Genomic DNA, 14,322 nt, shown 5'->3' with positions numbered 1-14,322 from the left:
CATGGCCGCTGTCCTCACCCAGCCCGCTCCGGCGCCCCGTACCGTCTCCCGCCCCCGGCGGGGCGGTTGGCGGAGCCGGTGGCCGCTGCTGCCGCTGGTCGCGACCGTTCTGCTGCCCGCCCTGCCCTACGGGGTCTCCGGCGGGGGCGGCGGCCCGGCGGTCGGACCGGCCGATCTGGCCTCGGGGATCGCCGTGCTCCTGTGCGTGGGACGGCTGCTGTATCTGCGCCGACGCCCGCTGAGCGCCGCCGCCGCGCTGGTCCTGGGCCTGCCCGTGGTGGGCTTCGCGGTGGCCACGGTCACGGCGGCGGACCCGGCGGCAGCCCTGCCGGGGCTCGTCCGCTATCTCCAGGTCTTCGTCCTCGTACCGGTCGCGGTGTTCCTGCTGATCGAGGACGCGTACGGCTTCCGGGTCGTCGCCGGTTCGCTGGTGCTGCTGGCGGTCGTCCAGGGCGTCACGGGCGTCCATCAGTACGTCACCGGGACCGGCGCGTCCTACATGGGCGAGGACATCCGGGCGGTCGGCACCTTCGGGCCCAGCGACATCATGGGCATGGCGACCGTCGTCGCCTACGGGCTGCTCGCCGCCACCGCCTGCGCCCTCCGCACGCCCGGCGGCGCCCCGTCCTGGCTGCGGCCGTGCGCCGCCGTCCTCGCCGTCGCGCTGATCGTGCCGCTGACGCTGTCGTTCAGCCGGGGCGTGTGGATCGCCACGGCCGCCGCGGTCCTCGTCGCCCTGGCGCTGGCCGGGCGGCGGCAGGCGCTGACGTCGCTGGCGGTGCTGGGCGCGGCCGGGGTGGTGGTGGTCGGCGGGTTCGGCATCGGCTCCGAGATGATCGCGGACCGGGCCGCCAGCGTGACCCGGGTGACCAGCACCCCGGACCGTTCGGTCAGCGACCGCTACGCGATGTGGAGTGCGGCGGGCGCGATGTGGCGCGAGCGGCCCGCCGCCGGGGTCGGTCTCAAGGGCTTCCCCGACCACCGCGACGGACACGCCTCCATCGGGCTCTCCTCCGGCAGCGACACCGCCGGGGCGGGCCAGGAGTTCCGCCGGCAGGCCCTCCTGTCCCCGCACAACATGTATCTCCTGGTCCTCGGCGAACAGGGCCTGATCGGGCTGACCGCGCTCGTCGGCAGCTGGGCGGCGATCCTGGTCGGCTCGGTCCGCCGGCTGCGCCTCGCCCGCTCGCGCGGACACGCGGCCATGGACTGCGGTCTGGTGGCGGTCGCGCTGATGACCTGGCAGAGCGTCAACTTCCTGTACGCGGACATCGGCGGGCCCACCACGGTGCTGAGCGGGGTCGTGCTGGGGCTGGCGGCCTGGTGGGCGCTGGCCGAGCCGGACCGGGTGAACGCCGCATGACCGAGACCGGTACGGGCACGGAGGCCGGGGCGCGTCCGGCGGACCCGGCGGCGGGCCCGGCCTCCGCCCCGGCCCCGCCGCTGCTCCCGGCCCCGGGGGCAGGCCCGGAAGGGCCCGGCTCGCCGGAGACGGCCGGCGGCGAGGCGCCCCGGCTCGGGTCCTTCCTCGCCCGCGCGGCGGCGGGCACGGCCGTGCTGACCGTGCTGGCGGCCGTCCTCGGTCTGGTGCGGGACCAGGCCATCGCCCGGTACTTCGGGGCGAGCGACGCCAGCGACGCGTTCCTGATCGCCTGGACCGTGCCCGAGATGGCGGCGACGCTGCTGATCGAGGACGGGATGGCGCTCCTCCTCGTCCCGGCGTTCAGCCTGGCCCTCACCCGTCGCGCCTCCGACGAGGCGGAGGGAGGCGCCGACCCCGTACGCAAGCTGGTGGCGGCCACGCTCCCCCGGCTGTTCCTGCTGCTCTCCGGCGGCGCGGCGCTGCTGATCGCGGGCGCGCCGTGGGTCGTGGGGGTGCTGGCCCCGGGGCTCGCCGATCCCCGTCTCGCGGTGGACTGCACCCGGCTGACCGCGGTCACCGTCCTCACCTTCGGGATCACCGGCTACTTCAGCGCCGCGCTGCGCGCACACGGCAGCTTCCTGCCGCCCGCCGGGGTCTATGTCGCGTACAACCTCGGCATCATCGGGATGACGCTGGCCCTGCACTCCGTGTGGGGGGTGCGGGCCGCGGCGGTGGGGGTCGCGGTCGGCAGCGCGCTGATGATCCTGACCCAACTGCCCATGTTCCTGCGGCTGGTGCCGCTCGCGCGGCCCCGGCTGCCGCGGTTCGGGCGGCCAGGTCGGCGAGCCGCGCGGACCGCTCCGCTGCTGGGGTTCGCGGTGCTGGCGCCGGTGGTCGTGTTCGTGGTGAGCCGTCAGTCCCAGGTGCTGGTGGAACGGTTCCTGGCCTCCACCCTCCCGGCGGGCGCGATCTCGCATCTGAACTACGCGCAGAAGGTCGCGCAGATGCCGATGGTGCTGTCGCTGATGATCTGCACGGTGACCTTCCCGGTGGTCGCGCAGGCCATGGCCGCCGGGGACCGGGAGAAGGCCCGGCTGCGGGTGGAGCGGGACCTCGCGCTGGCCGGGATGGTGGTGCTGCTCGGCACGGCGGTGGTCCTCGGTTACGCGCCCCAGATCATCGAAGTGCTCTTCCAGCGCGGCGCGTTCGACGTCGCCGACACCGACTCCACCGCGCAGGTGATGCGGGTGTACGCGCTGGGGCTGCTGGGGCACTGTCTGGTCGGCGCGCTGAGCCGGCCGTTCTTCTCGTCCGGGCGGCCCACCTGGTTCCCGGCGTTCGCGATGGGCACCGGACTGCTGGTCACCATGGGGGCCGGGTACGCGCTGACGTACCGCTTCGGCGTGGACGGCATCGCGACCGCCAACGCGATCGGGATCAGCACGACGGCGCTGCTGCTCCTCATGGGCCTCGGCACCCGGGTGGTGCCGATCCGGACGCGGGCCGTGGCGCTCTCGCTGGGCCGGCTCACCGGGGCGTCGCTGGCGGCGGGCGCGGCCGGCTGGGCGTGCGCGCCGCTCGTTCCCGACCCGGTGCTGAGCCTGGCCGCCGGGTGTCTCCTCGTCCCCTCCGTGTTCTTCCTGTCCGGGCTGGCCCTGCGCTCGCCCGAGGTCGTTTCCCTGCTGGCACTCACCCGACGGAGGTTCCTTGATGGCCGCTGAACCCTCGGCACATTGCGCCGACGCTCCCTCGTCCCGGCTCCGCCCGCACGCCCGCCGTCAGCCGTGGATCCTCACGTATCACTCGGTGACGGACCCGAGCGACGATCCGTACGGCATCACCGTCTCCCCCGAGCGCCTCGACGAGCAGCTGTCCTGGCTGCGCAGCCGACGGCTGACCGGGGTGGGGGTGTCGGAGCTGCTGCGCGCGGGGGCGTCCGGGCGGCGCGGGCTGGTCGGGCTGACCTTCGACGACGGGTACGCGGACTTCCTCGGCGAGGCGCTGCCGGTGCTGCGCAAGCACGGCTGCCGGGCGACGGTCTTCGTCCTGCCGGGCCGACCGGGCGGGGTCAACGAGTGGGATCCGCTGGGCCCGCGCAAGCCGCTGCTCACCCACGAGGACGTCCGGCGGGTGGCCGCCGCGGGTATGGAGATCGGCTCGCACGGCCTGTACCACCAGGACCTCACAGCGCTCTCGGACGAGGAGCTGCGCCGGGAGACGGCCGACAGCCGGGAGCTGATCGGCGAGCTGACCGGCTCGCTCCCGGAGGGCTTCTGCTACCCGTACGGCATCCTCGACCGCCGGGTCACCGAGGCCGCGCGCAGGGCGGGTTACGGCTACGCGTGCGCGCTGGCCCCGGGCCCGCTGCTCAGCCGGTTCGCCCTGCCCCGCACCCACATCAGCCAGGCGGACCGGGGGGTGCGGCTGTGGGCGAAGGATCTGCGGCACGGGCTGCGGCAGGTCGCCGCGCCCGCCGCCGGCTCGCGGGCCGCCGGTCCGGTGCGGGCGGGCGGTCCGCGGTGAGGGCGCTGCACGTCATCACCGGACTCGGGGTCGGCGGCGCCGAGCGGCAGTTGCGGCTGCTGCTGCGTCATCTGCCGGTGGAGTGCGAGGTCGTGACGCTCACCAACCCGGGGGCGGTGGCCGATGAGCTGCGGTCCGACGGGATCCGGGTGACGCATCTGGGGATGCGCGGCAACCGGGATCTCTCGGCCGTCGGAAGGCTCGCCCGACTGATCCGGGACGGCCGCTACGACCTGGTCCACACGCATCTCTACCGGGCCTGTGTGTACGGCAGGATCGCGGCCCGGCTCGCCGGGACCCGGGCCACCGTCGCGACCGAACACTCCCTGGGGCGCGCCGAGATCGAGGGCCGTCCGCTCACCCGGTCCATCCGCGCCCTCTACCTCTCCACCGAACGGCTCGGCGCGGCGACCGTCGCCGTCTCCTCCACGGTGGCCGGCCGGCTGCGGGACTGGGGGGTGCCCGCCGACCGGATCCGGCTGGTGCCCAACGGCATCGACGCGGACCGGTTCCGCTTCGACGGGGAGCGGCGGACCTCGGTACGGGCGGCACTGGGCATCCCCGAGGACGCGTTCGTCGTCGGCGGGGTCGGCCGGCTGGTGCCGGGCAAGCGGTTCGACGTGCTGATCCGCGCGGTCGCCGCGCTGCCGGAGGCCCGCCTGCTGCTGGCCGGGGACGGTCCGGAGGCCGGGGCGCTGCGCGCGCTGGCCCTGCGTCTGGGGGCCGTGGACCGGATCCGGTTCCTCGGGGAGTGCGACGAGGACGGGGACGGTCCGGTTCCGGGGGTGCCGGCGCTGCTGAGCGCCCTGGACGTCTTCGTCTCCACGTCCCGCGAGGAGTCCTTCGGGCTGGCCGCCGTGGAGGCGCTCGCCGCCGGGCTGCCCGTCCTGCACGACGCCTGCCCCGCCATCGACGACCTGCCCGCCGCCCATGCCCCGGGCGCCACCCGGATCGCCGGGAGCCCCGAGGAGCTGACGGCCCGGCTGCGGCAGCGGATACAGGCCCGTACGGACCGGCGGCCGCCGCCCCGAGCCGTCGGCCATTACGACATCAGGCGCAGCAGCGAGCGCCTGATGGACGTGTACGCGTACGCCCTCGACACCGCCCCACCGAACCGGAGAGCCCTTTCATGACCGAGTCATCCGAGCAGCAGCGACCCGCCGTCGCCCGTCGGCTGCGCACCGCCCTCACCCGGCTTCCGCACTGGTGGCCGCTGCCTGTCTGCGTGCTGATCGGCACCGCGTCCGGGCTCTCGTACGGTGCGTTCGCCGCACCGCAGTACGAGGCCACCAGCTATGCGATGGCGGTCGCCGAAGGGGAGACGGATCCCTCGGCGGCGCTGGGGTACGCCCAGTCGTACGGGCGGCTGACCACGAGCGACGCGACGCTCTCGTACGCCCAGGGCGCGGCGGGCGAGCCGGTGCGCGAACTGCGGTCCCACGTCACGTCGGAGACCTCGCCCGACTCGCCGATGATCGCGGTGACGGGCACCTCCGAGGACCGGCACAAGGCGGCCGACATCGCGAACGCGGTCATCGAGGCCGTCATCGTGAGCAGCGGCCATGTCTCCAAGGACACCGGGGTGAAGCTGATCAAGTTCACCCATGCGATGACGCCGGACCGGCCGGTCTCGCCGTCGATGCCGCTGGGCACCGCCGTGGGGGCGGCGGCGGGCGGTCTGCTGGGCGGACTCGTGCTGCTGGTCCGGCCGCGCCGGGCGGGCTGGAGCGTCTCGGCGCAGGTGCCGGGGCCGACGGCCGAGGGCGGCAACGTCACCCAGGACGAACGGGAGCTCGTCCGATGACGGGCCTCCGGGCGGGCGGCCTCGCCGTGACGCTGTGCCGGGACTTCCGGGAGTTCGGCGCGCTCGCCGGGGAGTGGGACGCCCTGCACCGCCGGTGCGCCACCGCCACCCCGTTCCAGAGCCACGCCTGGCTCCACTCGTGGTGGATCTCCTACGGCCAGGAGGGCCGGCTGCGGGTGCTGCTGGTGCGCCGGGCGGGGCGGCTGATCGGGGCGGCGCCGCTGATGCTGGTGCACCGTCCGATGCCGCTGCTCGTCCCGATGGGCGGAGCGATCTCCGACTTCTTCGACATCCTGCTGGACGAGGAGGAGGCCGGGTACGCGGTGGGGGCGCTGGGGCGCGGTCTGGACCGGGCCGCCCGGCACACCGTGGTGGACCTGCGGGAGGTCCGGCCGGACGCGTCGGCGCAGTTGCTGTTCGGGCGGTGGCCGGGGGCCCGGAGCCGGCTGACGGACTCGACGTGCATGGAGCTTCCGGCCGAGCCGCTGGGCGATCTCGTGGCGCGGCTGACGGGCTCGCGGGGGCAGCGGCTGCGCTCGAAGCTGCGCAAGGTCGAGGCGCTGGGCGTCGAGGCGCACCGGATCCCGCAGGACGGGGTACCGGCGGCGGTCGGCACGCTGCTGCGGCTGCACGAGAGGCAGTGGGAGGGCCGGGGCGTCAATCCCGAGCATCTGCGGGCCCGGTTCTCCGACCATCTGGTCCGGTCGGTGGGGCGGATGGTGGCGGACGGCACGGCGGCGATGACCGAGTTCCGGCTGAACGGCGAGGTGGTGGCGTCCAACCTGTCGTTGCAGTCCGGGCATCTGACGGGCGGCTATCTGTACGGCGCGGATCCGGCGCTGCGCGAACGGAAGGTCGATGTGTCGACGATGCTGCTGCGCGAGGTGGCCCAGCAGGCCTCGGACGCCGGGCGCGAGGTACTGAGTCTGCTGCGCGGCGCGGAGAGCTACAAGAACCACTGGGGGCCGGTGCCGGTGGTCAACCAGCGGCTGCTGCTGGCCCGTCCGGGTCTGGAGCCGCTGCTGCGGCTGCGCGAGTCGCAGGTGGCGGTGCGGGAGCGGGCGGTGGAGACGGTGAAGGCCCGTTTCCCGGCGGCGCGGGACTGGCACGAGCGGCTGACGGGGCTGCCGGTGATCGGTCGCTGACGCGCCGGGCGTACGCCGGACAGGGGCGTCGGAGATATCACCTATGCGTTGATCCGTTACCGTCCGGCGTCTTTCGCGTTGTCAGGGGGTGCGGGCCTCGTGTCCGCAGCACACCCCCTTCTTTACAAGGAGTTCTCAATGTCTCGCATGACGAAGGTTGCCGCTGTCATGGCCGGCACCGGCGCCCTGATCGCCGGCGGCGCCGGCATGGCGTCCGCGGACGCCGGCGCGCAGAGCCTCGCCGCCGCCTCCCCCGGCGTCGGTTCGGGCAACAGCGTCCAGGTCCCGGTGCACGTGCCGGTGAACCTCTGCGGCAACACGATCAACGTGATCGGCCTGCTGAACCCGGCCTTCGGCAACACCTGCGTCAACGCCTCCGAGGGCCACGACGACGGTGGCGACGGGGACTACGGCTACGGCCGCTGATCACCCGCAGCACCGGAACGGCCGGCTCCCTCCGTGCGGAGGGAGCCGGCCGTTCCTTTGTGCGGCTCAGGCGTAGCGGTAGAGCTTGCCGTGGTCGAGGAGCTTCCTCGGGGTGACGCCCCAGGGGGGCATCGCCTCGTCCAGGCCGAAGACGTACCGGCGGTCCTGGCTGGGCGAGGCGGGCTTACGGCCCGGGAGGTAGGCGGACTTCGGGTGCGCCTTGCGCCACCGGTCCCACAGCAGGTCGACGAAGGAGTGGTGGAACCAGAACACCGGGTCCTCGGGGGAGGCCGCGCCCGCCATCGGGCCGCCGACCCACTGATGGACCTGGTTGTGGAGGCCCACCGGCCGCACGTCCCGGATCCCCCACCCCTCGATGCGGTTGCGGAAGCCCTCGGTGCTGATGCTGTTCCAGGGCTCGGTGTCGTAGACCGGGTCCTTCAGCGCCCGCGCCACGTCGTCCTTGGTGGGGAGGGAGACGGGGTTGCTGCCGGGCCGGCCGAAGTTGCGGGTGAGGTAGTTCTCGTCGGTGACTCCCTTTCCGACGCTCCAGTTGCCCGCCTCGTAGGCGAAGGCTCCGGTGGTGACCCGGCGGTCGCCGGGCCTGCCGTTGCCGCCGAGGAAGTCCTCCGCCCACAGCGACGAGGTCGGCTTGTTGTCCTGGGTCCAGTCCCAGTAGGGGACGCTGACGCCCGCGTCGACGCCCTGGAGCGCCTTCTCGAACTCCAGCAGGTACTGGCGGTGCCAGGGGAAGAACGAGGACGTCATGTGCGCCGGGCGCGGCCTGCGCTCGGTGTCCATCACGTAGTACTCGCGGTGCATGGCGACGAAGTCGTCGTAGCGGCCCGTGCGCTTGAGTTTCAGGATCGCGTCGACGAGCCGGCGCTTCTCGGTGCGCGTGAGGTCGCGCTGGTTCTTGCGGGTGTACACCGGTGCTGGTCCTCCTGGTTCACATGCGGTGCGCGGCGGGGGGCGAGAGTCTGGCGGCGCCGAGCTCGTCGACGGCGGCGCGGGCCGTCTCCAGCAGCGTCGGGTACGACTCGTAGTGCCGGACGTCGCTCAGATAGGTGCCGTCCGCCCGCCTCATGACGTGCAGCGGCCTGCCGTCGATGCGGATCTCGGTGACCGGTTCGACGGCGACCGCCACCCGGTCGTCGTCCGGGACGCCCGCGGGGACGACGACGGTCGCCGTCCCCCGGATCTCCCGGCCCCGGTACATCTCGGCGAACTCTTCCGTCGTGGATTCCATCGCCGTCCTGGCTCCGGGGCCGCTTCCGGCCGCCTCGGGGCCCGCTGCGGGCCGGGCCGCGACGGCCTGCTCACGGTCGAGCAGCGGGAGCAGGGCGCCTGCGGTGCCCGTGACCACTGCGGCGGTGAAGGCTCCGCGCAGGACGATCCGCCGGGAGGGGACGCGGGTTCCGCCCGGTTTCGCGGGGGTGGGGCTCATGGGATGACTGCCTGCCTCTCGTTGACTCGCCTCGTTAACTCGTCCGAGGTGCTGCTGATGGCGATGTTGACAACGAGGCGGTCGCGAAACAGTTCTCGTGCGTGCGGCGTACGGCGCACACATGGCGGTCACGTTCCGTCAAACGCGTGAGGACGTGGGGCCATCGGGCGGGGCGGGCCGCGTCGCAGGGCTCCGTGCGGCCGGCGGACCGGAACATGGCCTGGCGAACCGTGGAGGTGATGGACATGACCGTTCCGTACCAGCTGTCCGGGGACCGTGTGCTGCGCGCGGCGGACGTCGATCTGGCCGACCCCGCCTTCTGGCGGTTGCCGCGCCCCGACCGGCTCCGGGCGTTCGCCCTGCTGCGGGAGCTGGACGCGCCGGTGCTGTTCACTCCCCGGCCCGGCACCACGCGTACCTCCGGCAAACCGTTCCACGCCCTGGTGCGCCATGCCGACGTGCGGACCGCGAGCCGCACGCCGCAGGTGTTCGCGAGCGCGCCGGGGGTCACCACCCCGGAGCCGGCCGGCTGGGCGAAGGCGCTGTTCGGGAACTCGATGGTCAACATGGACGGGGCCGAGCACGCGGCGCTGCGCCGGATCATCTCGCGCCGGTTCACCCCGCGGCTGCTGGCGGACGCCGAGGAGAACGTCGGCCGGCTCGCCGGGCGGCTGGTCGACGAGCTGATCGCCGAGCGTCCCGGGGACTTCATGCCGTCGGCGGCCTCGCGGCTGCCGCTGGAGGTGATCTGCGACCTGATGGGCATCCCGCAGGCGTACCGGGCGCGGATCGCGGAGCAGATCGACCACGCGTCGGAGCATGTCGGCGTCGAGCGCCGGGGCCGGGCCCGGCTGCGGATTCCCGGCCGGGGTCTCGCGTCGCTGGCCCGGATGCAGTGGGTCATGGGGCGGCTCGCCCGGGAGCGCCGTCTGCGCCCCGAGGACGATCTCGTCTCGGCGCTCGTCCGTGCGGACATCGACGGCGAGGCGCTGTCCGGGCGGCAGCTGGGGGCCTTCTTCTCGCTGCTGCTGGTGGCCGGGGTGGAGACGACCCGCAACGCCATCGCGCACGGGCTGTTCCTGCTCGACCGGCATCCGGAGCAGCGGGAGCTGCTGCGGTCCGACTTCGACCGGTACATCGGCGGCGCCGTCGACGAGATCGTCCGGCATTCGACGCCGATCATCCAGTTCCGCAGGACCGTCACCGCCACATGCGAACTCGGCGGCCGTACGTTCCTTCCGGGGGAGAAAGTCGCCCTCATCTATGCGTCGGCCAATCGTGACGAGGCGGTTTTCACCCATCCGGATCGCTTCGACATCACCCGGTCGCCGAATCCTCATCTCGGATACGGCGGCGGGGGCCCGCACCACTGTCTGGGGGCGCATCTGGCCCGTCTCGAAATGACGGCGCTGTTCCGGGAACTGATCGACCGACGGCCCGTCACGTGGAATCTGGGAGATCCGGAGCTGGTCGATTCGAATTTCGACAACCGAGTCGGCTCGCTGCCGTTCTCATTCGGCCCCACATTCACCTGAACGGCACGACCGCAACGCCGAATACGATAAATGGACTCCTGCAACATGCCGCCGGTGCATGAAGATGAAACTCTCTCCCCATCAGGCCGAACCGGCCGGAATTCACCGCAGCCAGGAGGAGTAATGCCGGCCAAGCGCCGTCTCATCGTTTCGTGTATCGCGGCGGCTGTTCTCAGCCTCCTGGCGGGTGGCGGCATCGCGGGCCAGTCGCCGCCGGGCACCGATTCCGTCGACAGCGCCGCCCCCGGCCCACCGGGGTCCGGGAGCGGCACGGCGCACGGCGCGTATCTGGACTACGGGCCCGCCGGGGTCAGCAGGATGGCCGAGCTGTCGCGCTGGCTCGGCGGGGCGGAGCTGCGGGTGGGGCACACGTACCTGCCGGGCGATCTCTGGGTGAACATCGAGGGCACCCCCGACTTCCTGGACGCCTGGGCGGACTGGAGACGGGCGGACGAGGACCGGATGTTCGTCCTGAACGTGCCGATGCTGGAGCGCAACGAGGAGCGGGTGCCGGACGGCCAGGTCCGCACCCTGCTCCGGGCGGGCGCGTCCGGGGAGTACGACCAGCACTTCACGAAGCTCGCCGAGCGCCTGGTGGAGCTGGGCGTCCCGGACACCGTGATCGTGCTCGGCTGGGAGATGAACGGCACCACGTACACCCACCGGTGCGGCCCCGATCCCACGTCCTGGAAGGCGTACTGGGAGCGGATCGTGACGGCGATGCGCGCGGTGCCCGGTCAGGAGTTCCGCTTCGACTTCACGCCGAGCCGGGGCCGGGACGCGGTGCCGTGGACCGAGTGCTACCCGGGCGACGACGTCGTCGACATCATCGGGATGGACTCCTACGACCAGCCTCCCGGCGAGACCTTCGACGACCAGGTCAACGACCCGTACGGGCTCCAGAAGCACGTCGACTTCGCCGCGGAGCACGGCAAGCCCATCTCGTTCCCGGAGTGGGGGCTCTTCCGCAACGGCGACAATCCCGAGTACATGCGGCGGATGCTGGAATGGATCGACCGGCACGAGCCGCTCTACCAGACGGTCACGGACTACTGCCCGCACGGCGTCTGGCAGTGCAGGAGCAATCCGCGGTCCTCGAAGGTGTTCCGGACGATGATGACCGAGATGGCCGCGCCCGCCGCCCCCGTACCGAGCCCCACCCCCACACCGACACCCACTCCGACGCCGACGCCGACGGATCCGGACCCGTCCCCGACGGTCCCGCCGGCCGTGCAGCCGTCCCCGCCCGTGCCCACACCGCCGGGGACCGGGACGCCGCCCACCCGCAGGTGGTGCGTCACCGTGCCGTTCGGCGACTGGCTGGGCCAGTGGCTCAAGGAGCGCAAGATCTGCTTCCGCTACTGAGCCCGGGCATGGAAACGGCTCCGGCCCTCCTGTCGGGGGCCGGAGCCGTCCACCCACACGGGTCCAGCGCGGGGGCAGATGGACAAGCAACCGCTTGTCACCCCCACCAACGCGGGCACCGCCCGCCGCGTCACGCCGCCGAACGAGGGACAGCCCGCACCCGGGCCGTACGTCGGGCGCGCCGGGCGCGGTCCGGGGCGACGCGCGACCATGGAAACCTACAGAGGGTGGTGAGGTGCAATGGCATCCGCCGATGAGGGCTCCCCGGCGGAGCCCGGCCCGCTGCCCTCCGGGGACGGGCGGGGACCGGCGTTGACGGGCGCCGACGCTGCGGCGGTGATCACCGGGAACGGCACGATCATCGGCTGGACCCGCGGGGCCGAGGCGCTGCTCGGGTATCCGGCGGCCGAGGTGGTCGGCCGGTCCGCGGCCCGGCTGCTGACGGGCCCCCCGGACCCCCGGCGCACGGCCGCGGTGGCCGCCCGCTGCCGGGCCGGTTCCGGGTGGAGCGGGCTGGTCCCGCTGCGGAACCGGGACGGCCGGTCGCTGGACATCGACGTACGGGCGACCGCCTCGTTCCTGATCGCCGGGCAGGAGGGCTTCCTGGTGTCGGGCCGGGAACTCACCCCGCACTGGACGATGAGCGGGTCCGTGCTCGACGACTTCCTCACCCGGTCGCCGGTCGGGATGGCGGTGCTCGACCCCGAGCTGCGCTATCTCTGGCTCAACGACACCCTGGAACGGTTCGGCGGCGTCCCTCGGGAGCAGCGGCTGGGACGCCGGCCGGGCGAGGTGCTGCCCGGGGCGCTGGCGGCGCCCATCGAGCGGCTGATGCGGCAGGTCCTGTCGACCGGCGAGGCGGTCACGGACTACGAGTACCTGGGCTGGAGCTGGGCCGATCCGCACCGCCGCCGGGCGTACGCCAGCTCGTTCTTCCCGCTGGCCGACGCTCAGGAGCGGCGGATCGGCATCGGCTACGTGGTCCTCGACGTCACCGACCGGTGGAACGCGCGCCGGCTGCTGGCGCTGGTCAACGAGGCCGGAGCGGCTATCGGCAGCACTCTGGACGTACACCGTACGGCGCAGGAGCTGGCCGATTTCGCGGTGCCCCGGTTCGCGGACTTCGTCTTCGTCGACCTGCTGGAGACCCCGTTCGGCGGCGACCGGCCGGGGGCGGCCGCGCCCGCCGAGGGCGAGCGGCCGGCCATGCGCCGGGCGGGCATGAGCTCGGTGCGGGAGGGCTGTCCGGAGGCGGTCGTACGGGTCGGGGAGGCGGTCGACTTCGTGCCGCCGCCGCACGACGCGCACTTCCTCCTCGACGGCGCCCCGGTGCTGCTGCCGGTGCTCGACCCGGACAGCCACGGGTGGACGGTGGAACAGCCCGCGCGGGCCGCCCGGCTCCGGGAATTCGGGCTGCACTCGCTGATCTCCGTACCGATGCGGGCGCGCGACACCGTGCTGGGGCTGACCACCTTCATGCGGTCGCAGAATCCGGTGCCGTTCGACGAGGACGATGTGGCGCCCGCCCGGGAGCTGGTGGCGCGGGCCGCGGTGTGCGTGGACAACGCCCGCCGCTACACCCGGGAGCACACCGCGGCGCTGGTGCTCCAGCGGAGTCTGCTGCCGCACACGCTGCGCGGCGGGACGGCCCTGGACGTGGCGTCCTCGTACCTTCCGGCGGACGCGAAGGACGGGGTGGGCGGCGACTGGTTCGATGTGATCCCGCTGTCCGGCGCCCGGGTCGGGCTGGTCATCGGCGATGTCGTCGGCCACGGCATCGGGGCCGCCGCGACCATGGGCCGGCTGCGCACCGCCGTACAGACCCTGGCCGACATGGACCTTCCCCCGGACGAGCTGCTGGCCCGCCTGGACGATCTGGTGCTGCGGCTCAGCGAGGAGGAGCCAGCGACGGGGCCGGTGGAGCGGGGCGGTACGACGGTGGTGGGCGCCACCTGTCTGTACGCCGTCTACGATCCGGCGAGCGGCTGCTGCACGATGGCGCGGGCCGGACATCCGCCGCCGGTGATCGTCACTCCGGACGGGGCGGTCAGCTTCCCCGACCTGCCTTCCGGGCCGCCGCTGGGGCTCGGTGGGCTGCCCTTCGAGTCCCAGGAGATCGAGCTGCCCGAAGGGAGCCTCCTCGGCCTCTACACGGACGGGCTCATCGAGGGGACCGACAAGGACATGGAGAGCGGCATGGGCCGGCTCGGCCGGGCGGTGTCCCGGAGCGGGCTGCCGCTGGAGGATCTGTGTCCGGCGGTGGTCAAGGAGCTGCTGCCGGTGCCGCAGCCGGACGACATCGCCCTGCTCCTCGCCCGGACGCACATCCTGAGCCCCGAGCATCTGGTCTCCTGGGAGGTGCCCGTGGACCCGGCGGCGGTCGGCGAGACCCGGGCCAAGGTCTCCCGTCAGCTGGAGACGTGGGGGCTCACGGAGCTGTCGATGACGACGGAGCTGATCGTCAGCGAGCTGGTGACCAACGCGATCCGGTACGCCTCGGGGCCGGTACGGCTGCGGCTGCTGTTCCAGTCGGCGCTGACCTGCGAGGTGTCCGACGCCAGCAACACCTCGCCGCGGCTGCGGCACGCCAGGACGACGGACGAGGGAGGGCGCGGGCTGTTCCTCGTCGCGCAGCTCGCCCATCGGTGGGGCACGCGCTACACGCCCCGGGGGAAGATCATCTGGGCGGAGCAGCCCCTGCCCTGAGCACCGGC

Annotated in this window: 12 protein-coding genes; 10 read left to right on the top strand and 2 right to left on the bottom strand. The window is 73.3% G+C overall.

Translation table 11 applies throughout. The annotated features are described in order from the left end of the window. The first annotated feature begins 1 nt into the window (after position 1). The 7 genes from ACSMXR_RS34555 (at position 2) to ACSMXR_RS34525 (ending at position 7,261) form a co-directional block, all read left to right on the top strand. A complete protein-coding gene (locus ACSMXR_RS34555; RefSeq protein WP_473170730.1) occupies positions 2-1,363 on the top strand; it encodes an O-antigen ligase family protein in 1,362 nt (453 codons plus the stop codon). Beyond that, complete coding sequence (gene murJ / locus ACSMXR_RS34550) at positions 1,360-3,084, top strand: murein biosynthesis integral membrane protein MurJ (protein ID WP_473170729.1); 1,725 nt, start codon at positions 1,360-1,362, stop codon at positions 3,082-3,084. Before ACSMXR_RS34555 ends, murJ begins: the two co-directional genes overlap by 4 nt. Beyond that, entirely contained in the window at positions 3,074-3,886 is an 813-nt protein-coding gene (locus tag ACSMXR_RS34545; RefSeq protein WP_473170728.1) for a polysaccharide deacetylase family protein, read from the top strand. Before murJ ends, ACSMXR_RS34545 begins: the two co-directional genes overlap by 11 nt. Then, a complete protein-coding gene (locus ACSMXR_RS34540) occupies positions 3,883-5,019 on the top strand; it encodes a glycosyltransferase (protein WP_137235030.1) in 1,137 nt (378 codons plus the stop codon). Before ACSMXR_RS34545 ends, ACSMXR_RS34540 begins: the two co-directional genes overlap by 4 nt. Then, positions 5,016-5,690 (top strand): YveK family protein, encoded by a 675-nt coding sequence (locus ACSMXR_RS34535; protein ID WP_473170727.1) that lies wholly within the window; start codon positions 5,016-5,018, stop codon positions 5,688-5,690. The genes ACSMXR_RS34540 and ACSMXR_RS34535 overlap by 4 nt, the downstream gene beginning before the upstream one ends. After that, a complete protein-coding gene (locus tag ACSMXR_RS34530; protein WP_030081870.1) occupies positions 5,687-6,835 on the top strand; it encodes a GNAT family N-acetyltransferase in 1,149 nt (382 codons plus the stop codon). The genes ACSMXR_RS34535 and ACSMXR_RS34530 overlap by 4 nt, the downstream gene beginning before the upstream one ends. 138 nt (positions 6,836-6,973) lie before the next feature. Next, entirely contained in the window at positions 6,974-7,261 is a 288-nt protein-coding gene (locus ACSMXR_RS34525; RefSeq protein ID WP_137235028.1) for a chaplin, read from the top strand. A gap of 66 nt (positions 7,262-7,327) precedes the next feature. Here ACSMXR_RS34525 and ACSMXR_RS34520 read toward each other — a convergent pair whose 3' ends face one another. Then, positions 7,328-8,191 carry a tyrosinase family protein gene (locus ACSMXR_RS34520; protein ID WP_137235027.1) on the bottom strand — a complete coding sequence of 288 codons (864 nt, stop codon included), beginning with the start codon at positions 8,189-8,191 and terminating at the stop codon, positions 7,328-7,330. 19 nt (positions 8,192-8,210) lie between these two features. Next, positions 8,211-8,708: a tyrosinase family oxidase copper chaperone gene (locus tag ACSMXR_RS34515; RefSeq protein ID WP_473170726.1), complete on the bottom strand. Its 498-nt coding sequence runs from the start codon at positions 8,706-8,708 to the stop codon at positions 8,211-8,213. Positions 8,709-8,953: 245 nt separating this feature from the next. Between ACSMXR_RS34515 and ACSMXR_RS34510 the strand changes: the two genes are divergently transcribed. The 3 genes from ACSMXR_RS34510 to ACSMXR_RS34500 all read left to right on the top strand — a co-directional run bounded on the left by ACSMXR_RS34510 (position 8,954) and on the right by ACSMXR_RS34500 (position 14,314). Further along, positions 8,954-10,243 (top strand): cytochrome P450, encoded by a 1,290-nt coding sequence (locus tag ACSMXR_RS34510; protein ID WP_473172482.1) that lies wholly within the window; start codon positions 8,954-8,956, stop codon positions 10,241-10,243. A 123-nt stretch (positions 10,244-10,366) separates the two neighbouring features. Continuing rightward, positions 10,367-11,608, top strand: coding sequence for a glycoside hydrolase family 26 protein (locus ACSMXR_RS34505; protein ID WP_381908740.1), 1,242 nt, complete (start codon positions 10,367-10,369; stop codon positions 11,606-11,608). A 240-nt stretch (positions 11,609-11,848) separates the two neighbouring features. Continuing rightward, a complete protein-coding gene (locus ACSMXR_RS34500) occupies positions 11,849-14,314 on the top strand; it encodes a SpoIIE family protein phosphatase (RefSeq protein WP_137235024.1) in 2,466 nt (821 codons plus the stop codon). The last annotated feature ends 8 nt before the right edge of the window (positions 14,315-14,322 follow it).

The sequence above is a fragment of the Streptomyces sp. DSM 106670 genome, assembly GCF_055792845.1.
This window is presented reverse-complemented; position numbering and strand designations above follow the sequence as displayed.

Coding starts and splice junctions, on each gene's coding strand:
- murJ (WP_473170729.1), top strand. CDS start 1,360: ATGACCGAGACCGGTACGGGCACGGAGGCCGGGGCGCGTCCGGCGGAC.
- ACSMXR_RS34555 (WP_473170730.1), top strand. CDS start 2: ATGGCCGCTGTCCTCACCCAGCCCGCTCCGGCGCCCCGTACCGTCTCC.
- ACSMXR_RS34510 (WP_473172482.1), top strand. CDS start 8,954: ATGACCGTTCCGTACCAGCTGTCCGGGGACCGTGTGCTGCGCGCGGCG.
- ACSMXR_RS34535 (WP_473170727.1), top strand. CDS start 5,016: ATGACCGAGTCATCCGAGCAGCAGCGACCCGCCGTCGCCCGTCGGCTG.
- ACSMXR_RS34545 (WP_473170728.1), top strand. CDS start 3,074: ATGGCCGCTGAACCCTCGGCACATTGCGCCGACGCTCCCTCGTCCCGG.
- ACSMXR_RS34530 (WP_030081870.1), top strand. CDS start 5,687: ATGACGGGCCTCCGGGCGGGCGGCCTCGCCGTGACGCTGTGCCGGGAC.
- ACSMXR_RS34505 (WP_381908740.1), top strand. CDS start 10,367: ATGCCGGCCAAGCGCCGTCTCATCGTTTCGTGTATCGCGGCGGCTGTT.
- ACSMXR_RS34500 (WP_137235024.1), top strand. CDS start 11,849: ATGGCATCCGCCGATGAGGGCTCCCCGGCGGAGCCCGGCCCGCTGCCC.
- ACSMXR_RS34515 (WP_473170726.1), bottom strand. CDS start 8,708: ATGAGCCCCACCCCCGCGAAACCGGGCGGAACCCGCGTCCCCTCCCGG.
- ACSMXR_RS34525 (WP_137235028.1), top strand. CDS start 6,974: ATGTCTCGCATGACGAAGGTTGCCGCTGTCATGGCCGGCACCGGCGCC.